This is a genomic window from Pseudomonas sp. S11P7, assembly GCF_023195435.1.
Lineage (GTDB): Bacteria > Pseudomonadota > Gammaproteobacteria > Pseudomonadales > Pseudomonadaceae > Aquipseudomonas > Aquipseudomonas fluorescens_G.
Window position 1 is genome coordinate 2,613,195 of record NZ_JALPKS020000002.1, and the last position, 24,437, is coordinate 2,637,631.

At 59.7% G+C, this 24,437-nt stretch carries 21 protein-coding genes; 6 read left to right on the forward strand and 15 right to left on the reverse strand.

Annotation, left to right across the window (positions count from 1 at the left end; translation table 11 throughout):
* Positions 1-151: 151 nt before the first annotated feature.
* Genes M0746_RS12075 through M0746_RS12090 form a run of 4 tightly spaced genes read right to left on the reverse strand, consistent with a single transcriptional unit; the run spans position 152 to position 3,946 of the window.
* A complete protein-coding gene (locus tag M0746_RS12075; RefSeq protein WP_258449337.1) occupies positions 152-1,237 on the reverse strand; it encodes a polyamine ABC transporter substrate-binding protein in 1,086 nt (361 codons plus the stop codon).
* 58 nt (positions 1,238-1,295) lie between these two features.
* Positions 1,296-1,640: a cupin domain-containing protein gene (locus M0746_RS12080; protein ID WP_141125572.1), complete on the reverse strand. Its 345-nt coding sequence runs from the start codon at positions 1,638-1,640 to the stop codon at positions 1,296-1,298.
* 31 nt (positions 1,641-1,671) lie between these two features.
* Entirely contained in the window at positions 1,672-3,078 is a 1,407-nt protein-coding gene (locus M0746_RS12085; protein WP_258449338.1) for an NAD(P)/FAD-dependent oxidoreductase, read from the reverse strand.
* 52 nt (positions 3,079-3,130) lie between these two features.
* The gene (locus M0746_RS12090; RefSeq protein ID WP_258449339.1) at positions 3,131-3,946 is read right to left on the reverse strand and encodes a helix-turn-helix domain-containing protein; all 816 of its coding nucleotides are present in this window, start codon (positions 3,944-3,946) and stop codon (positions 3,131-3,133) included.
* Positions 3,947-4,208: 262 nt separating this feature from the next.
* Here M0746_RS12090 and M0746_RS12095 point away from each other — a divergent pair, with 262 nt between their 5' ends.
* Complete coding sequence (locus M0746_RS12095; RefSeq protein ID WP_258449340.1) at positions 4,209-4,481, forward strand: DUF1652 domain-containing protein; 273 nt, start codon at positions 4,209-4,211, stop codon at positions 4,479-4,481.
* A 50-nt stretch (positions 4,482-4,531) separates the two neighbouring features.
* Here the strand turns inward: M0746_RS12095 and M0746_RS12100 are convergent, their stop codons facing one another.
* Positions 4,532-7,006, reverse strand: a complete 2,475-nt coding sequence (locus M0746_RS12100) for a UvrD-helicase domain-containing protein (protein WP_258449341.1) — start codon at positions 7,004-7,006, stop codon at positions 4,532-4,534.
* Between the two features lie 255 nt (positions 7,007-7,261).
* On the opposite strand from M0746_RS12100, the gene M0746_RS12105 reads away from it, so the two are divergent.
* On the forward strand, positions 7,262-7,957 hold the full coding sequence (locus M0746_RS12105) for a pirin family protein (protein WP_258449342.1): 696 nt from the start codon (positions 7,262-7,264) through the stop codon (positions 7,955-7,957).
* A gap of 179 nt (positions 7,958-8,136) precedes the next feature.
* On the opposite strand, the gene pgm is transcribed toward M0746_RS12105, so the two are convergent.
* The 3 genes from pgm to M0746_RS12120 form a co-directional block, all read right to left on the reverse strand.
* A complete protein-coding gene (pgm, locus tag M0746_RS12110) occupies positions 8,137-9,783 on the reverse strand; it encodes a phosphoglucomutase (alpha-D-glucose-1,6-bisphosphate-dependent) (RefSeq protein WP_258449343.1) in 1,647 nt (548 codons plus the stop codon).
* Positions 9,784-9,888: 105 nt separating this feature from the next.
* Positions 9,889-11,289 (reverse strand): aminotransferase-like domain-containing protein, encoded by a 1,401-nt coding sequence (locus M0746_RS12115; RefSeq protein ID WP_258449344.1) that lies wholly within the window; start codon positions 11,287-11,289, stop codon positions 9,889-9,891.
* A 49-nt stretch (positions 11,290-11,338) separates the two neighbouring features.
* The gene (locus M0746_RS12120) at positions 11,339-12,802 is read right to left on the reverse strand and encodes a hypothetical protein (RefSeq protein ID WP_258449345.1); all 1,464 of its coding nucleotides are present in this window, start codon (positions 12,800-12,802) and stop codon (positions 11,339-11,341) included.
* Positions 12,803-12,890: 88 nt separating this feature from the next.
* Here M0746_RS12120 and M0746_RS12125 point away from each other — a divergent pair, with 88 nt between their 5' ends.
* Positions 12,891-13,175 (forward strand): hypothetical protein, encoded by a 285-nt coding sequence (locus tag M0746_RS12125; protein WP_258449346.1) that lies wholly within the window; start codon positions 12,891-12,893, stop codon positions 13,173-13,175.
* 179 nt (positions 13,176-13,354) lie between these two features.
* Here the strand turns inward: M0746_RS12125 and M0746_RS12130 are convergent, their stop codons facing one another.
* A complete protein-coding gene (locus tag M0746_RS12130; RefSeq protein WP_208937493.1) occupies positions 13,355-14,377 on the reverse strand; it encodes a zinc-dependent alcohol dehydrogenase family protein in 1,023 nt (340 codons plus the stop codon).
* A 270-nt stretch (positions 14,378-14,647) separates the two neighbouring features.
* On the opposite strand from M0746_RS12130, the gene M0746_RS12135 reads away from it, so the two are divergent.
* On the forward strand, positions 14,648-15,562 hold the full coding sequence (locus M0746_RS12135) for a LysR family transcriptional regulator (RefSeq protein ID WP_090283491.1): 915 nt from the start codon (positions 14,648-14,650) through the stop codon (positions 15,560-15,562).
* 112 nt (positions 15,563-15,674) lie between these two features.
* Here M0746_RS12135 and M0746_RS12140 read toward each other — a convergent pair whose 3' ends face one another.
* The gene (locus tag M0746_RS12140; RefSeq protein ID WP_258449347.1) at positions 15,675-16,925 is read right to left on the reverse strand and encodes an MFS transporter; all 1,251 of its coding nucleotides are present in this window, start codon (positions 16,923-16,925) and stop codon (positions 15,675-15,677) included.
* Between the two features lie 102 nt (positions 16,926-17,027).
* Between M0746_RS12140 and M0746_RS12145 the strand changes: the two genes are divergently transcribed.
* Entirely contained in the window at positions 17,028-17,996 is a 969-nt protein-coding gene (locus M0746_RS12145; RefSeq protein WP_258449348.1) for an AraC family transcriptional regulator, read from the forward strand.
* Between the two features lie 32 nt (positions 17,997-18,028).
* On the opposite strand, the gene M0746_RS12150 is transcribed toward M0746_RS12145, so the two are convergent.
* Genes M0746_RS12150 through M0746_RS12160 form a run of 3 tightly spaced genes read right to left on the reverse strand, consistent with a single transcriptional unit; the run spans position 18,029 to position 21,573 of the window.
* Positions 18,029-19,264, reverse strand: a complete 1,236-nt coding sequence (locus M0746_RS12150; RefSeq protein ID WP_258449349.1) for an MFS transporter — start codon at positions 19,262-19,264, stop codon at positions 18,029-18,031.
* Positions 19,265-19,306: 42 nt separating this feature from the next.
* Positions 19,307-20,410 (reverse strand): sugar phosphate isomerase/epimerase family protein, encoded by a 1,104-nt coding sequence (locus M0746_RS12155; protein ID WP_258449350.1) that lies wholly within the window; start codon positions 20,408-20,410, stop codon positions 19,307-19,309.
* Entirely contained in the window at positions 20,407-21,573 is a 1,167-nt protein-coding gene (locus M0746_RS12160; RefSeq protein ID WP_258449351.1) for a Gfo/Idh/MocA family protein, read from the reverse strand. Before M0746_RS12160 ends, M0746_RS12155 begins: the two co-directional genes overlap by 4 nt.
* Before the next feature lie 183 nt (positions 21,574-21,756).
* Here M0746_RS12160 and M0746_RS12165 point away from each other — a divergent pair, with 183 nt between their 5' ends.
* Positions 21,757-22,764 (forward strand): LacI family DNA-binding transcriptional regulator, encoded by a 1,008-nt coding sequence (locus M0746_RS12165; protein WP_258449352.1) that lies wholly within the window; start codon positions 21,757-21,759, stop codon positions 22,762-22,764.
* A 33-nt stretch (positions 22,765-22,797) separates the two neighbouring features.
* Here the strand turns inward: M0746_RS12165 and M0746_RS12170 are convergent, their stop codons facing one another.
* Both M0746_RS12170 and M0746_RS12175 read right to left on the reverse strand, forming a co-directional pair.
* Complete coding sequence (locus M0746_RS12170; protein ID WP_258449353.1) at positions 22,798-23,559, reverse strand: SDR family oxidoreductase; 762 nt, start codon at positions 23,557-23,559, stop codon at positions 22,798-22,800.
* 28 nt (positions 23,560-23,587) lie between these two features.
* Complete coding sequence (locus M0746_RS12175; RefSeq protein ID WP_258449354.1) at positions 23,588-24,415, reverse strand: DMT family transporter; 828 nt, start codon at positions 24,413-24,415, stop codon at positions 23,588-23,590.
* Positions 24,416-24,437: the final 22 nt, after the last annotated feature.

Genomic DNA, 24,437 nt, shown 5'->3' on the forward strand with positions numbered 1-24,437 from the left:
TCTTTTCGAAGACCGGTGCGATCTTCGTTTTTTCATTAGAAAGGAAAATGATCCAGCTGAAACCTGTCAGATATGACAGGTATAAAAACAGATTACGTTATTCCAATACCTCCAAAAGCAAGCTGGCCGGGCTGCGTGCCCGGCCAGCTGATCAACTCCCGGTACGAATCTTGTTCCAAACCCGCGTACGAATCCGGTCAATATTCAACGGCATCGCCTCCAGCGCAAACAGCTTGCCCATCATCTCCGGACTCGGATAAACCTTGGTATCGTTCCTGATCGCCGGATCAATCAACCCATCCGCCTGCTCATTGCCATTGGCGTAATGCACGTAATTGCTGATCCCGGCCATCACCTCCGGCCGCAACAGATAATTCATGAACGCATACCCGGCCTTCTCATCCGGCGCATCAGCCGGCATGGCGACCATGTCAAACCAGATCGCCGCGCCCTCCTTGGGAATCGCATAACCAATCTCGACGCCGTTCTTCGCCTCTTTCGCGCGGTTCTCCGCCTGCAAAATGTCCCCGGAGAACCCCACCGCCACGCAGATATCGCTATTGGCCAGATCACTGGTGTATTTCGACGAATGGAAATAGCTCACATACGGCCGGACCTTCATCAGCAACGCTTCGGCTTTTTTATAGTCCTCGGGATTCTTGCTGTGGTGCGGCAGCCCCAGATAATTGAGCGCCGCCGGCAGCAATTCCGGACCGTTGTCGAGAATCGCCACCCCACACTTCTGCAGTTTCTCCATGTTCTCGGGCTTGAAGATCAGATCCCAGGAGTCCACCGGTGCATTGTCGCCCAGCACCGCTTTGACCTTGGCGATGTTATAGCCGATGCCCGTGCTGCCCCACAGATACGGAAAACCGTGTTCGTTGCCCGGGTCATTGGTCTGCAGCGCCTTGAGCAGCACCGGGTTGAGATTCTTCCAGTTCGGCAACTGGCTCTTGTCGAGCTTCTTCAGCGCCCCGCCCTGAATCTGCCGGGCCAGGAAGTGGTTGGACGGAAACACCACGTCGTAACCGGATTTCCCGGTCATCAACTTGCCGTCGAGGGTTTCGTTGCTGTCGTAGACGTCGTACGTCACGCCGATGCCGGTGGCTTTTTCAAAGTTCTTGGTGGTGTCCGGCGCGATGTAGTCAGACCAGTTGTAAACCTTGACCGTTTCCGCGGCCTGAGCAAGGGAAACGGCGAGCATCAGCGGTGCCAGAGCGAGGGTCTTGCGGATCATGGATCGATTCCTGTGTGGGTTGTCTTTCTTGTTGGCAGGCAATCAAAGGATCAAATAATCAGAAAATCAGCACGTAGCTCTTGCGCACGGTTTCCTGGATATCCCAGATACCGAGCGTGTTGGCCGGCAACATCAGTGCGTCGCCACCTTGTATGTGCAGGGTTTCGCCACCGCCGTCGGGGGTGAACGTGCAGCGTCCGGAAATGAAATGGCAGAACTCCTGCGCGGTGATCTGCCGGCGCCAGCGCCCAGGCGTGCATTCCCAGACCCCGGTTTCGACGCCATCGTCGCGCTCGACGCTGGTGGTCGAGGCGATCGCGACGGGCTCGCCGAGGGGCACGGCCACCGGGCTGGATTCGTCGAGTTGCAACGTGGCGGTGTTCTTGAACTGGGTGATGCTCATGGGCTTACCTGCTTGTGGAAATGAACGACATTCAATGCATGAACCCTTCCATGAAACCGGCGACCCGGCTGGCGAGTTTGCGCCGCCACGGCGCAGTGGCAGGATTGGCCAGAGTCTGGTCTTCGTGGACGAAGCTTTTGATGATCGCGTTGTAGCCGAGCCAGCGGCAGGGCTCCGGCTCCCAGGCGCGCAAGGCGTGAATGCCGCCGTCCGCCAGCACCCAAGGCTGATGGACGAGGTCGCTGTCGCGCTCGAGAATCAGATCGGCCAGGGTCCGGCCACCGAGATTGCTGGCGCCGACGCCCTCCCCGCCATAACCGCCGGACAGCGCGATGCCGTTGGCGCGGTCGCACAGCATGTGCGGTTTGAAATGTCGCGACATACCGAGATTGCCGCCCCAGGCGTGGGTGATCTGCACGTTTTTCAGCTGCGGAAACAGTTCACCGAACAGATAACGGCGCAGTTCGACTTCATCACGGCTCAGATCGAAGTTGTGGCGCAACTTGCCGGCGAACTGATAGCCGCCGCGCGCGCCGAAGATCAAACGGTTGTCGGCGCTGCGCTGGCCGTAAGTGACTTGGCGGCTGAATTCGCTGAAGGCCTGACCGCGATTGAGGCCGATCTCGTCCCAGGTCGCTTGCGACAGCGGCTCGGTGGCAACGATCAGGCTTTGCACCGGTAACTGATAGCGGCCCAGCGGTGGCAACGTAACCGAATAGCCCTCGACGGCCGGCACGATCCAGCGGCTGCGCACACTGGCCTTGGCCGTGCGCAAACTGCCGGACTGCCATTGCGTAACCGGGCTGTTTTCATAAATCTTCACGCCCATGTCCTGCACGGTGCGCGCCAGCCCCCGCACCAGTTTCGCCGGGTGAATGGTCGCTACATGAGGCGCGTAAATGCCGCCGTATGGCTTGGCGATGCGGATCTGCTGCGCCAGTTGTTCCGGGCTGAGCCAACGGTAATCGTCGTCAGTCAGGCCTTGGGCGTGCAGTTTTGCCAGATAATCGCGCAGGTTCGCTTCTTGCTCCGGATAACGTGCCGCGCAGTACAGCACCCCGCCCTTGCGATAATCACAGTCGATACCCTCTTGTTCGAGGACGATTTCGACCTCATCGGGGATACTGTGCAGCAGATCGAATGACGCCCGGCGCTGCTGTGGCGACAGTCCGGCGAGCAAGCGATCCTCGCCGAGCAGGTTGCCCATCAGCCAGCCGCCGTTGCGCCCGGATGCGCCAAAACCGGCGGTTTGCGCTTCGACAATCGCAATATCGAGGCCCGGTGCGTGTTTTTTCAGGTAATAGGCCGTCCACAGCCCGGTGTAGCCAGCGCCGATGATCGCCACATCGACGTCCAGGTCCTGCTCCAGCTCAGGCCGCGCGGTCAGCGGCTCGTCGAGCTGGTCCATCCATAAACTGATCGTGCGCCACGCCGGCATGCCAGACTCCGCCACTGAAAACCTTCGATGGCGTCGATCCTAGTGGCAGTCCTTAGCCAATGTCTTGCGCGCGTGCCCGCAAAGAAATTTGTTTGACGTAGGCCTTGGGCGATTGGCCGGTGTGCTGGCGGAAACAGCTGTAAAACGCCGACAACGAATTGAAACCGGCGGCAAACGCCAGTTCATCGATGCGCAGCGGCGGCACCGCGCTGTCGAGCGAACGCAACAAATGCTGCAGGCGCGCCTGATTGACGTAGCGGTAGAAGCTTTGCCCGAGCACTTGATTGAGCAGATAGGAAATCTGGTTGCGACTGTAGCCGCACTCCTTCGCCACCCGCTGCAAATCGAGTTCGGGATCAAGGTACGGCTGCTGCTTTTCGAAGTACTGCTGCAGGTCTTCGGCCATGAAGCTCAACTGGCGTGGCGACAGGCCCAGGCGACTCGCTGCCGGGCGCTGACTCGCCGAGGCAGTGCCATCCGTTTGCGTGCGCAACAGCGAGGCATATTCATTGACGCGCCAGATCAGCCCGTCCCTGACGGTAATCGCTTCGCTCGAGCGGAACGACACCAAGCCATCACCACCGCGCAAGGTCACTTCGTATTGAATGAACGCAGTGTTGCCATCGACGCGAATGCGGTCGCAATGCTCAAGCAGCTCGTCGGATTCTCGCGGCATGCTGACGCGCACGTATTCACGTAACTCATTGCGGCCGAGCACGCGGTTCTGGAAAAAATCGTTGTATTGGATATCGGCGTGATACAACGCCATGACGCTGTCCAGGTCGCGATGTTTCCAGCTCAGGTGGTAGCGCATGACCGTGGCAGCCGTGGCCTGCGTCTGTTCGGGGCCGTCGTCATCAGCGTGCATAGAAGGCTCGAAAAAAAGAACCGAGCTTGCCCAAGATCGGCATTGGCGGCAACGAAAAATCAGTGATGGCCATTTGGCGATTACCTGACCTCACGTGATCTACATCAAAAAAATCGCTGCAATCGCTAAACGGACTGAAAATTCTCACGAGAATTTCACAACTGGATGCTACTTTTAATACCTGTCACCGGTTGAGCCAATGAAGGCTCTTCCCACCTAACATGAGCAAACGGAAGCGCTCGATGAAGAAGGCGGGCAACATATGAATAAAGGGTCTAGCAAAGTCACGTTCCCCAATGCATGCCAACTGATGCGCTGGCATTTTCACCCCATGGGTTTCGAAGCAACGATGGACGCGCCAGGCAGCATGGTCGCCCGTTTGTTCGATCGCGCCAATGGGGAAACCATGATTGCCATCGCCGGTATTCCCTGCGCGACGGTCATGAATGCGGCAGATGTGGAACGAATCATCGAGGCTGTGGAGGATGAGCTGGAAGCTTTCATTCCTCCAGAGTCTCTCAGGAATTACGCCTAGCCTGTTGATATATAACGAAAAAAGCCCGCAGTGTGCGGGCTTTTTTGTGCTCAGGTGGTTTGTCTCGTTTTGCGATGATCGGCGAAGAACGGTTTGTTGCCCGGCACCCTGTCTGACGCCCGTGGCATGTTCGCCGCTTGCCCTTCCTGGGGCTCAACGTACCAGTAGCAATGGCTGACGGCACGGGTAATACCGACGTAGGCCAAGCGCAGGATTTCGTCTTTTTGCGCGCTGTCGTACGGCTCGCTGTCCCCAGACTTGCCCAGCCCGGCCATGCGGTAAACCTGATTCTTGTAGGGCGAACTGGTCAGGTGCTGGCAATCGCCCAGCAAGAACACCGCATCGGCCTGCAGGCCTTTGGCGCTGTGGAAGGTCAGTTGTTTCAGTCGTCGAGCTTCGTATGGCAAGCTCGAATCTACATTAACTACAGGCTGAATATGCTCTGCTATCAATGACTTATCGCTGCTTTTTCGATAAAGCATCAAGATCGAATGACCTTGGCGATAGTGCTCGGACAAGCGTTCAGCCAGTGCCTGATCGTCACGCTCGAGAACGTTGACCGCTTGTAACGGCTTGGGGGAACCGCTGGCCTTGGCCTTCTTGCCGGGAATGGCCGGCGCCGCGCGAACGATATGCTCAGCGGCGTCGATGATGTGTTGGTGGCTGCGGTAATTGTCGCTCAGCATCACCCGTGTCGTGCTCGGCGACGGGAATTCCTTGTCGAACGCCATGAAGTAACTCGGCGAACTGCCGCGCCAGCCGTAGATCGACTGCCAGTCATCGCCAACGCACAGCAACGACGAACGCTGCGCGCCGCGCCCAACGTGCATGGCCGGGCCTCGGCTGCGGATTTCGGCGAGGCTTGCGCGTATCCACGAGACAATTTGCGGCGAAACGTCCTGAAATTCGTCAATCATCAGGTGCGACAGCGGCCTAAGCAGCTCATCGCTCAATAACTTGAGATTTTCTGGTGAGTGCTCGCTGAACAGCGCGAACATTCGGTTGTAGGTCATGATCGGCGGTTTCTGATCGAGCAAATGATCTTCGAAGGCGCGCCAGAACAGACTCAGCGCCTCGAAGAAAAACCGGTCCGGGTCGTCCTTGGCGAAACTCATGCGGCCGACGGCGTCAGGCACATCCAGCCCCAGGTTTTCGATAAACCCGGCCGCGCCAACAAAGCAATCGAGCAACGGCGCCGAAGCCAGCTCACCCTTGACCTTGTAATCAAAGCCCGGCCCGGCGCTGGCGTCCCCGGCCAAGGTTGCCAGAACGCGCTTCGATGATTCGTAACTATCCAGCCATATCAATGGCTTACGACAGAAAGCTTGAAACAGGGTGCGCTTGACTGCCCACTCTGCGCGCACGCTGAGCTTGGCGTTTGGCCGGGAAAGCTGCGGGTTCTCACGCTGATCGAAACCCAGCACCACCCACGCGTCCAGGCTCGGGATGTAGCCGTGACTGTGGAATTTCGCACCATTGATCTCGAACGTTTGCCGATTCGGCTCGATGCCCTTGATCGGCCACGCACCGGCGCGGAACCACAGGTCCTCGATCACATCGCACAATTCTTCATCACGCCGCGATGCCAGCTCCGTTACCGCGACGCGCTTCTGCACGTCCGGGTGATCGCGCTCCAGCTCCTTCAACTGCAAGCCGGCGCGGGACAACGGCTGAATCAACTGACGAAAACGCTCGTCTTCGTTAAACAAGCGGTAATAGCAGGCATTGAGCTGCTGGCGCTGCGCGTCATTGATCCGCAGGTCAAACGGGTTGCTGTCGACTTCTTCGGCAGCGCCCTGCGCTCTTTCACTGAGATTCTCGAAAGCCTGCAGACGCTCGAAACCCGGCAGGCTGCGCACCATCGGCAAAATGCGCGAATGGAAGGTACGGACCAGTTCTCGCGCCTGGTGCAGGCTCACTGCCTGACCCCAGAGTGCGAACAATTCAATCAGTTTTTTGATGAAATCCTTGCGCGACTCGCGGGTGAACGTCACCACAGTCATCGAATCCAGCTCGAAACCCAGATAATGCGTGAGCAGCAAAATACGCAGCACCAGCGTGGTGGATTTACCCGCGCCAGCCCCGGCGACCACTGAAGTCGACGGCGTTTCGCTGAAAATCATTTTCCATTGCGCGGTACTCGGCTGCGCGTGAGCAGGCAACAGACGCGCAACATCGGCTTTCATGCGCTTTTTCAGTTCGGCCGTCAGTGGCAGGCGCCAATCATCGAACAAATGGTTGTCGACGCTGGGCGGGCGATGCTCAGTGTTGCGACTGTCACGAATCAGCAGCACCTGCCGCCCTTCCTCCAGCCCTTCGAGCTTGCCTTGTTTAAAACCGTAATCAACACCGGCGGTGTGCCCGCTGCGAAAGCCATCCGCTTGCCCATGCAACCAGGACGCACGATGCTGCGCGCGCAAACGGGTCAAGCCATGGCCGAAGAACCGCGCCGCCAGGCGTTTGAACCAGGGCATCTCGGCCAGTGGACGAAGTTCGGGAGGGAGATCGGGGGTGTGTTGCGCCACGCAGACGGCTCCAGTGTGTGAGGCTGAGGCGGCTATGGTGTCTGGATTCGCCGTTCGTTTCTAGCGAAATGCTTATGGGTCATCGGTTTAGGCGATGAAATGAAAGTCGGGTGAGATGTTTTCTTCTCCCCTTTCATCAACCTATTCGATAGTAATGCCGCATTTTTTACGCTTTTTATCGATAGTTAACGGGTAGATGATCGCCGTCATAAACCACCGGTTTGCCCCTGTGACGAACCTATTGCGGAGACGATCATGCTTGAACTCAGACCTTTCAAATCGCTGGGCGCAGCCAATCATGGCTGGCTCGATGCCCACCACCATTTCTCGTTCGCCGAGTATTACGACCCGCAACGCATGAACTGGGGCAATCTGCGCGTCTGGAATGACGACGTGATCGCCGCTGGCAGCGGTTTCCCGCAGCATCCGCACCGCGACATGGAAATCATCACGTATGTGCGTGAAGGTGCGATCACCCACCAGGACAACCTGGGTAACAAGGGCCGCACCGAAGCGGGTGACGTGCAAGTCATGAGCGCAGGCACCGGCATTGCGCACAGTGAATACAACCTCGAAGCCAAAGACACGCGGATCTTCCAGATCTGGATTCTGCCGACTGAAACCGGTGCGCCGCCGTCCTGGGGTGCCAAACCCTTTCCGAAAGGCCAGCGTGAAGGTTTTGTAATCTTGGCCAGCGGCAAGGACGGCGATGATCAGAGCCTGCGAATCCGCGCCGATGCGCGTCTGGTTGCAGCGAATCTCAAAGCCGGCGAAACCGCGGAATACCGTCTGGATGAAGGGCGCCGCGCGTATCTCGTCCCGGCAACCGGGGTGATTGAAGTCAATGGCTTGCGTGCACAAGCTCGAGACGGCGTTGCTGTTGCGCAGGAGCAAGTGCTGACGGTGACTGCGGTTGAAGACAGTGAAATCGTTCTGGTGGATCTGGCTTAACAGTCCTCGCTCGTTCAGCGCCGCATTACCAGGTCGAAGAATGCCTGAAGCCACCCACATTCAGTCCCCTCTCCCTTTGGGAGAGGGCCAGGGTGAGGCCGCTTCAGCCTCAGCCTTGAATAGCGGACAAAAAAAGGGGCAACCATCACGGCTGCCCCTTTTCCACATCTTGGCGAACATCAACGGCTGGAAATAGCCCCATCCACCAATGCCTGCGCTTCAACCACCAGTTGTTTAAGGTGGTCATCACCGATAAAGCTCTCGGCGTAAATCTTGTAAATGTCTTCGGTGCCGGACGGGCGCGCGGCGAACCAGCCGTTCTCGGTCATCACCTTCAGACCTCCAATCGCCTGATCGTTGCCCGGTGCGTGGCTGAGGATACTCTGGATCTTCTCGCCAGCCAGTTCAGTCGAGGTGACTTGCGCCGGCGACAACTTGCTCAGCAGCGCCTTCTGCTCAGGGTTGGCCTTGGCATCGACGCGCACCGAGAACGGTTCGCCCAGCTCATCGGTCAGCGCCTTGTACGCCTGGCTCGGATCGCGCCCGGTGCGCGCGGTCATTTCAGCGGCGAGCAGCGCCGGAATCAAACCATCCTTATCGGTGCTCCACACACCGCCGTCCTTGCGCAGGAACGACGCACCGGCACTTTCTTCGCCGCCGAAACCCAGCGAACCGTCGAACAGCCCTTCGGCAAACCATTTGAAACCGACCGGCACTTCATACAGGCGACGACCCAGACGCTGGGCGACGCGGTCGATCAGACCGCTGCTGACCACGGTTTTACCCACGGCGGCATCGGCGCGCCATTGCGGGCGATTCTGGAACAGGTAGTCGATGGAGACCGCCAGATAGTTGTTCGGTGCCAGCAAACCTCCGGAGGGCGTGACGATGCCGTGGCGGTCGTGATCCGGGTCGCAGGCAAACGCCACGTCGAAGCGCTCTTTCAGGCCGATCAGGCCTTGCATCGCGTGGCTGGAGGATGGGTCCATGCGAATCTGGCCATCCCAGTCGACGGTCATGAAGCGGAACGTTGCATCGACCTCCTTGTTCACCACTTGCAGATCCAGACGGTAATGCTCGGCAATCGCCGACCAATAGCGCACCCCTGCTCCACCCAGCGGATCAACGCCCAGACGTAGACTGGCGTCACGAATGGCGTCGAAATCGATCACATTGATCAGGTCGGCAACGTAGGTGTTGACGTAGTCGTGACGATGGGTGGTGCTGGCCTTGAGCGCCTGCTCGTAGCTGATGCGTTTCACACCTGCCAGTTTGTTGACCAACAATTCGTTGGCCTTGGCTTCGATCCACTTGGTGATGTGGGTATCAGCCGGCCCGCCATTGGTAGGGTTGTACTTGTAACCACCGCTTTGAGGCGGGTTGTGCGACGGCGTGATAACGATGCCGTCTGCCAGGCCCGAGGTGCGGCCACGGTTGTAGCAAAGAATGGCGTGGGAAATGGCCGGTGTCGGTGTGTATTCATCGCCTTCGGCGATCATCACCGTAACACCGTTGGCTGCCAGAACTTCCAGCGCGCTGGCACCGGCCGGGGTCGACAGTGCATGCGTGTCGATGCCGACGAACAATGGCCCGGTAATACCTTGCGCTTCGCGGTACAGGCAGATCGCCTGGCTGATTGCCAGAACGTGCCATTCGTTGAAACTCAAGTCGAACGAGCTGCCCCGGTGTCCGGAAGTACCGAACGCCACACGCTGAGTGGAAATCGACGCGTCGGGCTGTCCGGTGTAGTAAGCCGTCACCAGTCGCGGGATATCGACCAACAGTTCTGCCGGTGCCGGTTTGCCCGCAAAAGGACTGAGTGTCATGCAAAACCTCTGAAATGGAGTGATTCAGGAATAGAGCGCAGTTTACTGGCAGTTTGACCGTAGTGCGACGGGATCTATCCGGGACTCTTCCGATGTTTTTTAACGTCACTCCCTGGGCGCCAGGCGTAACGCATCGCCTAGCAACCCGACCACATCGGCCAGCTCACGCTCACCATGACTCAGCGGACTCAAGCGCAGGTTCTGCTTATGCAAACCCTGCAGGCTGAACAGCTCGCCCGGCGCAATGACGATCTGTTGCCGGAGCAGGCGCTGGAACACCTGGGCCATGTTGACCGGCCGCAACGAGCGCACCCATACCGTCGCGCCGCCATCCGGCTCGACAACCTGCAGCGCATCACCCAAGCGATCACGCAGCAATGCAATCAAAGGCGTGCGTCGCTCCTTGAGCATTCTTCGCAAGATCGACAGATGCTGGTCCAGCCGACCGCCTCCCAGCAGCCTGGCAATGGCTTTTTGACGAATGGGCGACAGGCGAAACGCGCGCAATAGAAAATGCCGCTGTAACTCGTGGCGCCAGTGCCGCGATAACAGATAGCCGAACGGTGCCTCGGCGCCGATGAATTTTTCGAACGTTGAAAACACCAGTAACCGTTCAGGATCGAGCCAGTCGCGCAAGGACTGGGCACCCTCCCCGTCGTGCAATTCGCTATAGCAATCGTTTTCCAGCACCCAGGTGCCATGCAGCGCCAGCAAATGCGCAATGGCCTGCTGGTTGTTCAACGGTCGCAGACTACCGCGCGGCATGCTCAGAGCAGAAGACACCAGCATCAAGCGCACCGACTCGTGTGTGAGCAGCGACTCAAGCCGTTGCGAATCCACCTGTCCGTCCGCAAGCAGCGGCAACTCGATGACATGCACCTGGGCTGCGTCGAGAAGACGCAGGATCACCCAATCACATGGCGATTCAACCACCACGGTGGCGCCGCGCAATTGCAGCACGGAAATCAGTATTTCCAGCACCCCGCGCAAGTCGGCACCAATGTAGACGTCCTCCGCGCCCCAATAATTGGACGTGGAGGTGGTGTAACGCGCGGCCAACACCGTACGCAGCTCCAGCTCGCCGCAAGGTTGCACCAACGAAGACGGATGGCGCGGATACTGGCGCAACAATTCGCGTTCCAGCATCAGCAACGGACTGTCCAGTGGCTGCAATGACGCCGGGTCGTCAGCGCTCAGCACGCACATGCCCGGGCGTCGGGCGTTGACGTAGACCGTTTCGAGCAAATCCTGACTGCTATGAAGCGAATCCACATCGTGTAGCACTTGTGCGTAGTATCCGGATTTGGCGATCGAGTAGACCCGCCCTTCTTTTTCGAGAAGCGAATAGGCGTACTGCACTGTCGAGATCGAGACGCTGAGCCGGTCCGCCAGTTGTCGCAGCGAAGGCAAACGTACGGCTGGCCCCTTTCCGGCCTCGTCTATCAACAATGTCAAATATCGATAAACCGCCTGATAAACGAAGTCGTTTTCCCTCGACGCTTTCACAATCCCGTATCCGTGGGCACCCATTCAATTCCAGGCAAGGGGCTCATGATCAGCCTTCTGCCGTGCGATCGGCTGCTGGTCGTGCATGCGCGCACTGTTCGTCTGCATGCGACTCGACGTGGTTCGCCACAGACATGCAAAGCGGGCCCATTGCATACAAACGCACTATCAACCTGAGCGGCAGCCCACTGACATCGGTCATCCATTTCACGACCTGTTCCGGGGCGTGCAGGCCTTGCATCGCCCGATGCAGATCCGGGATAGCTACCAGCATGCCCGGGTGGCAATGGCGCAAAAAGCGCTCAAGGCCGGCACCGCCATCGATGAACGGAGCGAACAGCAAGCATGTCAGTTGTATCTGGTTCAACTCGAAACTGGACTGCAAGGCGCACTCCGCCTGTGCACGCAACTGATCCAGTTCACGCAGGTCGCCGAAGACGGCCAGCAGCTGCTCACAAACGGATTCAGGAACCTGCTTCTGCCGCATCGTCAGCAGGCTGCTTGCCAGGTAGTCGCTGACACCCTCCTGATAGGTCCGGTCCTCGATGAGCTGCGCGTGCAAACCGCACAAATGCGCCGCCACCACAGACTCGACATGTTCGTCGTCGCTTTGGTAAAGCGTCATTTCATCAACCTGGAAGCCGAGAAAATCGCTGAGCAACGGCCAGCGTTCCTCAAGCTTGCCGACGATCATGTCGTGGATATTGATGAAACCGGTGCGCCGACAGGCTTCGAACTGACCTTCCGGGCGCCACATCACTCGCTCGTCCTCGGGATAAAACTCACGGTAATAATCACCGCCCAGCGCATCGAGCAGCGCAAACAGCCTCTCGAAGCCGACCGTGCTCACCTGCGGCCCCGCAATCCCGGCCTTCTGCACGGCGCGGTCGAGCCCCTTCAGAAAGTGTTGCTGACGGCGCTCCGGTTCGCTGCCGATCATGGCATCTACGCCGTGGTTCCAGCGCGCCACCTGACCATAAAACTCGGCGGTGGCCAGATAGACGTCGTCCCACAATTGCAGCGGTTCATTCCATGTCCGGCGGTGCCCGAGCAGCAGCAGGTTGAGACGGTTGGCCTCGCGTCCCGAATCGCTGATGGGCGTCTGATGATCAAACGGAATCACCTCGCGGTTATCCACCATCACCAGCTCCACACGCGGATCGTCATACAGAAACAAGGCGCTATAGCTGCGGTGCAGGTTCTGCAGTGACGCCTGGCTGTTGCCGTTCCAGCGCAGATTGGCCACCCGCAGCTGAAACGTCGCCGGCGAGCGGCCGGCAATGCTCAACTGTGCAGCACGCAACAAGGCCAGGGTGTAACAGCTGTCCCGCGACCCGGACTGGTTCACCAGCACCTTGAAATGACCGATGTTCTCCATGCCGCCGGCAGCCACCGCCAGCCGCTGGATCAGCAACTGCAGGGCAGTGCGTTCGGCACGTGAGAAAAAACTCAGCAAACGTTGCAACACTTGCTGATAGACATAGTTCATTGCTTGATCATGGATCGTGCTCATCGGTATTTACCCGGAATCGAAAGTTTCATGCAGCGCTAACGGAAAAATCCGTGACGCCACAATTCATCAATAAGTAATAGACGTTCAAATGCTAACACTTACAACTTTGAAGTTATTTGAAACACTTGAGCTGGCAAAACCCCGAGAATTGCCATTTTTCGGCGTCAACCCCCTGTATTTATTGGTTGATATTTTTCCGCTGAGCATCCTAGGAAATTTCCCACAGGGTCCGAAGGCAAGTGAGTACAAGAAAAAGAGAAGTAGTTTCCGAATGGTCTTACAGCAATTAAACAGAATCTTCCGCAAGCAACGGTTTTATACATTTGATAGCGCGCAGGACAAATTGAATGCACAGGCATGGCTCATTCCTTGAGATGAAAATAATCATTCAATTATCAGGGCTTACATAAGGATTAGAAGATACAGATCGAGGGTAAAAACCAGCTCAGTTGCTGAACCGATTCCAGGTGGGGATCAACACGCGCTGTTTTTTGAGGCGCGTGAGTAAACGCAGAAGGAGTCCGTGGGGCCACGGACTCCGAAGGCCAAGGTTTACGCAGGTTCGACTTGCAGTGCGACTCGCTCGCGGCAAGGGCATTCGTCCATGTAGCGATGTGCTTCGACGAACTCGTTGAATGCGAATACACGGGTTTTCAGCGGCAGCAGTACGCGATCAGCGGTGAGCTGGTTGATGTCACGCAGTGCACGTTGCAGGGCGACGTGGTCCTGGGTGATGCCCAGCTCGGGCTTGCCAGTGAAATTGCCGATGCAATGGACGAAGAACTGGATGTTCTTCTGAAATGCCGCACAGGCCGGGAACGGCGTCTGATTGCCGCCCTGCAAGCCATACAGCACCAGGCTGCCACGCGGTGCCAGCACATCGCCGAGCAGCGACATCTGCGGGCCACCCAGACCGTCGAACACGACATCGACGCCACGGTTGTCGGTGATCTTGTTGACTCGCATCAACAGATCTTCCTCTTCCGTAACGATGACTTTCTCTGCGCCAAGCGACAGCAGATACTCGCGTTCCTCGGCATTTTTGGTCGCGGCAATCACCCGCACACCCAGCGCCTTGCCCAGCTGGACAAAGGACGGACCGGCGCAATGACTGGCGTCGGTGACCAGGGCAAATTGCCCCGGCTTGACCCGTGCCAGATCGGCGTAGGCAAAATAGGCGATCAGCAGCGGCGTGTAATGCACGCTGGCTTCGATCGGGCTGAGGACATCCGGATAACGGGTCAGCGCGGTACGCGGCAGCACAATCGACTCACCGTAGACCGGATAGTCGTTGGGGCTTTCAGCCGGGAAACTGGCGACCTTGTCGCCCACGGACAGGTCTTCGACGTCGGCACCGACAGCGGTGACCACACCGGCCATCTCATGGCCAAGGCCCGATGGCAGACGCGCCTGGGACGAAGCCAGGTTCTGCCGCCAAAGGGTGTCATACCAGCTGATGCCGATGGCTTCGACACGCACCTGCACTTCGCCAGGACCTGGCTGAGCGGCCGCATGCTCTTCGCATTTGAGCACCTCGGCCGGACCAAACTTGTGAAAACGGATCGTGCGGGACATCGCAAACCTCGTCAAAGTAACCTCTAATGCCATGAACTCTATCTGGGCTTTGGACCCAAGACCATCAGTGGCTATTAATAGTCGACATGCCTGTCATTGATTCCGCAACAGAAGCGGCATTGGCAAAATCCATAAAAAAAGCGCTGCTGCCGTCTGGTAAAAGCTGAATTTTCCGGTGCAGAGTACCAGCCTTTCCCCGTAAGATTCATGCCGGCCATTGTTCTCATATGGCCGCTCTCGTCAAGCTTGATGACTCTGCCAGGACTCCAGATGAATCGTAATGACCTGCGTCGTGTCGACCTGAACCTGTTGATCGTATTCGAAACATTGATGCACGAACGCAGTGTGACCCGGGCGGCAGAAAAGCTCTTTCTCGGACAACCGGCAATCAGTGCGGCGCTGTCGCGCCTGCGCAGCCTGTTCGACGACCCGCTGTTCGTGCGCACCGGGCGCAGCATGGAACCGTCTGCCCGGGCGGTGGAAATCTTCGCCCTGCTCTCGCCGGCCCTCGACTCGATTTCCACCGCTGTCAGCCGCGCGGCGGAGTTCGACCCGGCCACCAGCACCTCGGTGTTTCGCATCGGTTTGTCCGACGACGTCGAATTCGCCCTGCTGCCGATGTTGCTCAAGCGCCTGCGCGCAGAAGCACCGGGCATCGTGCTGGTGGTGCGTCGGGTCAATTACATCCTGATGCCCGGCCTGCTGGCCTCCGGCGAAATCTCCATCGGCGTCAGCTACACCACCGACCTTCCGGCCAACGCCAAGCGCAAAGTCCTGCGCCGCAGCGCCCCCAAACTGCTGCGCGCCGACACCGTGCCAGGCCCGCTGAGCCTGGACGATTACTGCGCGCGTCCGCATGCGCTGGTGTCGTTTGCCGGCGACCTCAGCGGCTTTGTCGACGAGGAGCTGGAAAAACTCGATCGCAAGCGCCATGTGGTGCTGGCCGTGCCGCAGTTCAACGGATTGGGGACACTGCTGGCGGGCACTGACATCGTCGCGACCGTGCCGGATTACACCGCTGATGCGCTGACCGCCGCCGGTGGCCTGCGCGCCGAAGACCCGCCGCTGCCGACACGTACGTTTGAACTGCACATGGCCTGGCGCGGATCGCAGGATAATGATCCGGGAGAGCGCTGGTTGAGGTCGCGGATTCAGATGTTTTTTGGCGACCCTGACAGTCTTTAGGCGCCCTCGGACAGCCTGTTCATCTGACCATTTTTTAAACAATCCCAGCGCATTACCGATACCTGCTGCGCGCAACGATTTGAGGCGGATCGAGGCGGTCGGAAAAACCGGATCAAAGGTGCAACGCCGGTTTGGGCTGGTGAACGCCATGGCTAGAGGGAACGCGAACACGCAGGGCAATCAGCAACGCGGCCAGCAGCATCAGCACCGCTGCCGCTACGAATACGCCTGCGCTGCCACCGAGGCTGAACATCGCCCCACCCGCGGCGGCGCCCGTGGCGATGGCTGACTGCACGGAGGCCACTACCATGCCTCCGGCGCTTTCCGCCTGATCCGGTACCGCGCTGGCGACCCAGTTCGACCACGCCACCGGCACACCACCAAAGGCCATGCCCCAGACTGCCAGCAGCACCGCCTGCCCCGGCACCGAGGCCGGCAACAGCACCAACGCCAGTGCAGCAACACCGACCAGCGCGGGCATCAGCACCAGAGTGGCCAACGGGTGGCGCTCCAGCAGCCGGCCGGCCAACAGCGTGCCGACGAAATTCGCTACACCGAACCCCAGCAGCATCAGTGACAGCCCTTGCGAACCGATGCCGGTAGTCCCTTCAAGGAATGGCCGAACATAGGTAAACATCGCGAAGTGCGCGCTGTGCACCAGCACACAACCGAACATCCCCATGGCGATGCCTGGGCGCAGCAACACCTCGAAAACGGTGCGAAGTCTTGCGGGCCGCCGCGGCGCGAGTTTCGGCAGAGTGAGCGACTGGAAAGCCAGGGTCACCATGCCTACCGCCGCCGCTGCGAAGAACGCGCTGCGCCAGCCATACAGCCCGCCCAGATAGCTGCCCAGCGGCACTGCCACTACTGTGCCGATGGCGATGCCGCTGAAAATGATCGACAGCGCCCGCGGCAACAAGGCACTCGGCACCAAGCGCATCGCTACCGCCGCCGCCATGCTCCAGAATCCCCCAAGCGCAATGCCCAGCAAGATGCGCATCACTAACAGCACCGCGAAGCTGGAGGACACGGCGACCAAAAGGTTGGAAGCGACCATCAACATGGAAAAACCCAACAACACCCAACGTCGGTCGATGCCGCGGGTCAGACCTGGCACCAACAAGCCAGCGAACAGCGCCACCACGGCCGTCACCGTTACCGCCTGGCCAGCCAGCGCTTCGGACACGCCCAGCTCGGTAGCCATCAGCGTCAACAAGCTGGCCGGAAGGTACTCAGCGGTCAGTAATCCGAACACCCCCATTGCCAACGAGAAGACGGCCATCCACGCAGGTGCCGCAGGCTCTACGTCGGCGCTGACGCCGCAATGGCGGTCGGACACGGTGTTACATACACAGTCAGTCATTGCTCGGATCTCCCGTTCTTCATTTCGAGCCGCAGTCTAGGCGCCGAAAACCGGATGATCTATGATCCAAAGTCTCTACTTTTTGACTAAAACACCTGAACGATGACTGCCGATCAATTTGCCCTTTCCTCGGACCTCATCAACGAGCTGTTGCGCAGCATGCGCCTGCGTGGCGTTGACTACCGGCGTATCCAGGCGGGCTCGACCTTCGGTTTGGGCTTTGCGGAAAAACCCGGGCACGCTTGGTTCCACTTCATGGCCGTCGGCAATGCGGTGCTGCGAATGGAGGACGGCAGCACCTATGCGCTGTCTGCCGGCAATGCGGTGTTCATCTCCCATGGCGTAGCCCATCAACTGTTGTCCCATCCGGATGCGCCTGTCCAGGACATCGATCGTCTGGACGGTGCGCCCTTGGGTGACGCCGTCAGCGCGGTGGACACCGGAACCGATGCCAGCCCTGCCCCGAGCATTATTTTGTTCAGTGCTTGTATGGAGTTTGAACTGGGCAGTATCCATGGCCTTGGCAGGCTGATGCCGGGCTTGATGCTGATTGACGCCGGCGGCCAGCGCTATCCCGGGCTGGTGCCGATCCTGACCACCATGGAACGCGAGGTCAGCGCCGCACGCGTTGGCTACGCCGGTATCCTCGCGCGTTTGGCCGACGTGGTGGCTGCCATGGTCGTTCGCGGCTGGGTGGAGTGCGCCTGCGGGAATGCTTCTGGCCTGGTCGCCGCCTTGCGCGACCCCCGCTTGGCTGGCGCACTGCTTGCGCTCCATCAGCAACCGGGCCGCGACTGGACTGTTGCGCAGTTGGCAGAGCACTGCAATACCTCACGCTCGGTCTTCGCGGACCGCTTCCAGACGACCATTGGCATGGCCCCGCTGCGCTATGTCACCGAGCTGCGAATGCGGCTTGCAAGCCAGTGGCTGACTCTCGAAAGGCTACCGATTGAAGAGGTAGCGCAGCGTTTGGGCTATACCTCGCAGGCCGCGTTCAGTCGTGCATTCAAACGCATTACAGGCAAGACGCCTGGATTGAGTCGCAAGGTCAGGCAAGCCGAACGCAGGTAGTCGATGGCAAGCGCGAACAGGCGCGGGTACCCTCAAGCCTTGGCAGACGCCACCGCTGACCGCGACACATCACGAAAAGCAAACAAGAACACCAGCACCACCCCCAGCGAAAAGAACGCCGGAAACAGCCAGATACTCTGCCACTGATGCCCTTCAGGCGTGGCGTAATAATCGGAAACGTGCCCCGCGACCCAGAAGCCGATCAACATGCCAACGCCGTAGGTCGCCAGGGTGATCAGGCCCTGGGCCGAGCTTCTGTAGCGTTCAGGGGTTTTGGCGTCGGTGTAGATCTGCCCGGAGACGAAGAAAAAGTCGTAGCAGATCCCGTGCAGGGCGATGCCGGTGAACAGCATGAAGGCCAGGTCGGCGTTGTTGCCGTAGGCGAACAACACGTAGCGCAAGGCCCACGCCAGCATGCCCATTAATAAGGCGATCTTGATGCCGAAGCGGTGAATGAACAGCGGCAGCAGGAGCATGAACAGCACTTCGGACACCTGCCCGATGGCCATCTTCGCCGTGGGGTTGGTCATGCCGATGTCCGCCAGAAACGGATTGGCATTCTGGTAATAGAACGCCAGCGGGATGCAGATCAGGATCGAGGCGATGAAAAACACCAGATAGCTGCGGTCTTTCAGCAGGCCCAAGGCGTCGAGGCCGAGGAGCTGTTTGACACCGGTTCGGGTGTTCTCGGTTTTCAGCGGTGCGGTACGCGGCAGTGTGAAGCTGTAGACGCCCAGCACCAGCGAGGCCAGCGCCGCCATCAGGAAGGTGTTGCGCAGGCCGCCCGACGCGATCGCGGCTTTCGAGTCCCAGGCGAAGACGAAACTGATCACCACTCCGGCAACAATCCAGCCCACCGTGCCCCACACACGAATGCGCGAGAACTCCAGCGCCGGGTCGCGCATCTGCCGGAAGGCCACCGAATTGACCAATGCCAGCGTCGGCATGTAGATCATCATGTAGGCGAGCACGTAGGGATAGAACGCGGCAAAATCCGCCGCTCGGTAAAGCTGATAAAGCAATACCGCGCCCAACAGATGCAGCACCGCCAGAATGCGTTCAGCGTTAAAGAGACGGTCAGCGATCAGGCCGATCACGAAGGGGGCAATGATCGCGCCCCAGGATTGGGTCGAGAACGCCATGCCGATCTGGCTGCCGCTCGCGCCCAGTTGGCTGGAAAGGAAAGTGCCCAGGGTGACGAACCAGCCACCCCAGATAAAAAATTGCAAAAACATCATGGCGCTCAGGCGCGCGGTCATCCAGGTCATCACAGTCACCGTCTTGTTTTTATTGGAAGAAGCGGATGAAACTCAGGCGTCGGGCAAGCCGAGCAAGCGCCTGTTGGAAGCCACGTCGCTGGCCACGCTGACGAAATCGTCAAAGGCCTTCTGGCTTCGGGTAATCATGTGCTCGCGGATAAATGCAGCGCCCTCGGCAGCGCCTTGGGCGGAGTCTTTCAGGCAGCACTCCCACTCCAGCACGGCCCAGCCGCTGAACCCGTATTGGGTCAGCTTGCTGAAAATCGACTTGAAGTCGATCTGGCCGTCACCCAACGAACGGAACCGTCCCGGACGCTCCACCCAGCCCTGATAACCGCCATAGACACCGGAGCGCGCATCGGGACGGAACTCCGCGTCCTTGACGTGGAACATGCGGATACGTGAGTGATAACGGTCGATGAAGCCCAGGTAATCCATCTGCTGCAGCAACAAATGGCTGGGGTCGTAGAGGATGGCGGCGCGGGGATGATGATTGACGGCTTCAAGGAAACGCTCGAACGAGGCGCCGTCGTGCAGGTCTTCACCGGGGTGAATTTCGTAGCACAGGTCGACACCGGCCTCGTCGAAACAGTCGAGGATCGGCAGCCAGCGCTGGGCCAGTTCGGCAAACCCTTGCTCGACCAGACCGCTGGGGCGTTGCGGCCAAGGGTACATGTAGGGCCAGAGCAGAGCCCCGGAAAACGTGGCGTGTGCCGTCAGGCCCAGACGCTGGCTGGCCCGCGCCGCCAGCTTCAACTGCTCAATGGCCCACTCAGTACGCGCCCGAGGCTGGCCGCGCAAATGAGCCGGAGCAAAGTCATCGAACAGCGCATCGAACGCAGGATGAACCGCCACCAATTGCCCTTGCAGGTGCGTCGACAGCTCACTGATTTCCACGCCGGCGCTGGCGCACACGGCTTTCAACTCGTCGCAATAGCTTTGGCTTTCAGCCGCGCGTTGCAGATCGATAAAGCGTGTGCCCAGCGTCGGCAGTTGAATGGCGCTGTAGCCTTGGGACGCCGCCCATTGCGCGATATTGGCCAGGGTGTCGAATGGCGCGTCATCACCGATGAACTGCGCCAGAAAGATCCCCGGGCCGCGCAGGCCTTGGGCAACCGCAGCAGTTGCGGACACAGCGGACGGTTGCAGTTTCATACGTTGCACTCCAAAGGCGTCCATTTGGCATCGCTGTGGTGACTGGCAATGGCTGTTTCAATAAACGCCATGCCGCGCAGGCCCACTTCGATCCCCGGCACGCCAGGAGCGGCATGGTGTACGCCGCCTGCGCGGATGGCCTTGGCAAAGTCGCCGTACAGATTGGCCATCGCTTCCAGATAACCTTCGGGATGCCCGGCGGGCAGGCGCATACGTTGGGTCGCGGCCTCGCACAACCACGGCTGCCCGGTGCCGGAACGCAGGATGCGCATCGGTTGGTCGAGTGAGCGATGAATCAGGCTGGCGGGCTGTTCCTGGCGCCATTCGAGGCCGCCCTTGTCACCGTAGACCCGAATGCTTAGCGGGTTCTCCTCGCCGGCGCAGACCTGACTGGCAATCAACATCCCGCTGGCGCCCTGTGCCATCTTGAACAGCATCGCGGCGTCGTCATCCAGCTGACGACCCTCGACGTGCACACCGAGGTTGGCACACAGGTGAGTGATGGCTTGATCAGCGACAAACTCCGCCAGGGAAAACGCGTGAGTGCCGATATCGGCGATGCAGCCGCCCGCCCCGGACAACTCCCGCCGGCCGCGCCACTCGGCCTGCTTGTTGCCCTGCCCGGCCACATCCTGGCTGAGCCAGCCCTGAGGATATTCCACCAGCACCTTGCGCACGTTTCCTATGACGCCGTTGCGCACCATGTCCCGGGCTTGCCAGACCATCGGGTAACCCAGATAGGTATGCGCCAGGCCGTACAGTCCGGCGCTGCTGTTCAATCGAGCTTTGAGATCCTGCAGTTCCGCGAGGCTCAATGCCGCGGGTTTCTCGCTGAACACATGAAAACCTGCGGCCAGTGCTTCGCTGGCGACCGGTGCATGCAGATGGTTAGGCGTCACGATCACCAGCAACTCCACGCGCTCTTCGGCGGGTAGCGCACGCTCGGCTTCGAGCATCAATTGCCATGTGCTGTAACAGCGCGACTGAGGCAGGCCCAAGCGGATGCCAGTTCGCAGGTTGTTCTGCGCATCGCGACTGAAGGCTCCGCACACCAGCTCAAAGCGGCCATCGAGCCCTGCGGCCTGGTGGTGCGCTTGAGCGATAAACGAGCCCTCCCCGCCACCGACAAAGCCCATTCTTATTTTAGGTATCACTGTGTTCATCGCTGACCTTCTCTGTCCGGCGCGAATGGAAGCTGTTTCCAGCCAGATGTAACCGGTTACATTTGAGCAGGAATTTAGGCGCTCGGGCGTGAGCTGTCAAATCGATCATGACGCTCACAGGATTCAAGCGCAGGCAGACCTGCTGTAAGCTCGCCCGACGTTCAGTTCAGACATGAGGTGGTTTTGTCCAATATCCGTGAAGTCGCCCGGCTCGCCGGCGTTTCGGTCGCCACCGTATCGCGCACCCTGAAATCGCCCGAGCGTGTGCGCCAGGCCACCCGAGACAAAGTCACTGCTGCAGTCGAGCAAGCCGGTTATCGCCCCAACCTGATGGCCGTGCAGTTCCGCTCACGGCGCACCGGCAATCTGGTGATTCTGGTTCCAAAGATTGCCAACAGCTTTTTTGCCCGGGTGATCAGCGGCGCGCAATCGGCTGCCCAGGCCGCCGGTTACCGACTGCTGCTATGCGATACCCAGGGGCGCGAAGAGATCGAGCGCGAATTTGCCGAGCTGGTCTATGCGCATCAGGCCGATGGCGTGATTCAGTTGCGCGCCTATGACCCCTTCCCGACCGACAGCGCTGAGCCGCCGCCGATGGTCAACGCCTGTGAAGTCATCCAGGGCGGACGCCATCCCACCATCAGCCTCGACAACCATGCGGCTGCCAAGGCCATGACTGAACACTTGATCGGTTTGGGCCATCACCGGATTGGCCTGATCAAAGGCCCTCAACACAGCCCCCTTACCCAAGCGCGTGTAGCGGGTTATCAGGCGGCGCTGGCGAAGGCAGGCATCCCCAGCGACCCGGCAATTATTTGCCACGGCGATTTCAGCCTGCGCGCCGGCTACGACGGCACCGCCACCCTGCTGACGCTAAGCGATCGCCCGACTGCGCTGTTTTGTGAAAACGATGAGATGGCCATTGGCGCGCTCAAGCGCATCAAGGAAGCCGGCCTGCGGGTGCCCGAAGATATCTCGGTGGTGGGCTTCGATGATATTCCGTTGGCGCATTACTGCGATCCGCCCCTGACCACCATCGCCCAACCCGCCGAAGGTTTTGGACGCACGGCCGTGCAGATGTTGATCAACCTGATCGAGAAAAAGATCAATCCTGAGCAGCATGTGATTCTGCCTTTTGAACTGACGATACGTGAAAGTTCGGCTGCGCCTTCAGTCCGTCAGACCAGCTGAGTTACAGAGCCGATACAGCTTCCGCCGTCTGAATCACTTCCCGCCGGTCACATCCAGAAACGTACCAGTGACAAACGATGCCTCCGCACTCGCCAGCCAAAGAATGGCCCGCGCAACCTCCTCCGGTTGCCCGCCTCGGCCCATGGGGATCGAGTCCTTGACGCGATCGACGCGTCCGGGTTCGCCGCCACTGGCGTGCATGTCGGTGTAGATGTGGCCGGGGCGGATGCAGTTGACGCGTATGCCTTCTCGGGCGACTTCCTTGGCCAGGCCGATGGTGAAGGTTTCCAGTGCGCCTTTCGACGCGGCGTAATCGACGTATTCATTGGGGCTGCCGAGACGCGCCGACGCCGAAGACACATTGATGACCACGCCGCCCGGGCCGTTATGCCGGTGCGACATGCGCTTGATGGCCTGTTGGGCGCACAGGATCGGCCCGATGGCGTTGACCGCAAAGATGCGCTGCATCCGCGTGAAGTCGAGGTCTTCAAGACGCGATTGCCTGGCCAGCATCCCGGCATTGTTGACGAGCACGTCGATGCGTCCGAAGGTGCGGTCGATGGCCGCGAACAATTCGGCGACCTGTCCGGGATCGGCGCTGTCAGCGCGCACCGCCAACCCCCTGCGCCCCGCGGCTTTCACATCTTCGATCACCGTTCGCGCCGCAGACTCGTTGGCCACATAGCTGATGGCGACGTCATAGCCCTGGGCGGCGGCGAGGCGGGCCGTAGCGGCACCGACTCCGCGGCTGCCACCGGTGATCAGAATCAACGGTGCCTGCGAGACTTCATTCATGAACCTGGCTCCTGAACAGTCGGCCGTGTCAGCCGATGATGAAAATGCCGCTGACGATCACCACGCACGCCAATATCCGCCGGACGCTGAGTGCTTCGCCGAGAAACAGATAGCCGATCAACGCTGCGAACAGCACGCTGGTTTCGCGCAATGCCGACACCGCGCCCAGCGGCGCTTCGTTCATTGCGTAGATGACGATGGCGTAGGCCAGCAACGAGACCAGCCCGCCGATGACGGCGGCTGACGTTCCCGGCCGCAGAGTGAACAGGCTGCGGGCGTCGCGCAGGGCGATGTATACCGCGGGCATCAGCACACCCCACAACGCGCACATCCACACTGTATAAGCGAGCGGCGCGCCTGACAGCCGGGCGCCGATACCGTCGACAACGCTGTAGGCGGCGATAAAACAACCGGTGCCCAATGCGTAAGGCAGGCTCGGCACCGACAGCCTGCGCCCGCTAAAGGCCAGCGAAATAATCCCGCCGGACACCAGTGCAACGCCAAGCAGTTGGCCGGGCGCGATGCGCTCACCGGCGAAAACGGCAGCACCGAGGGTGATCAGCGCGGGCGACGATCCACGGGAAATCGGATAGACCTGGCCCAGTTCGGCGACGCGGTAACTGCGCACCAGAAACAGGTTGTAGCCGACATGCAGCAGCGCCGAGAGCACCGCGTAACCCGAACTGGCGGCGGCGGGCATCGGCATGAACGCGGCGGCGATGGCACAGGTGATCGCAATGGCAATGCACATCACCGTCATCGACCACAGCCGATCGGCACCGCCGCGTAGCAGCGCGTTCCAACTGGCATGCAGGAGTGCGGCGAAAAGAACCAGGATCACGATATGAGTAGGCATGGGCACCATATTAGGTAACGCA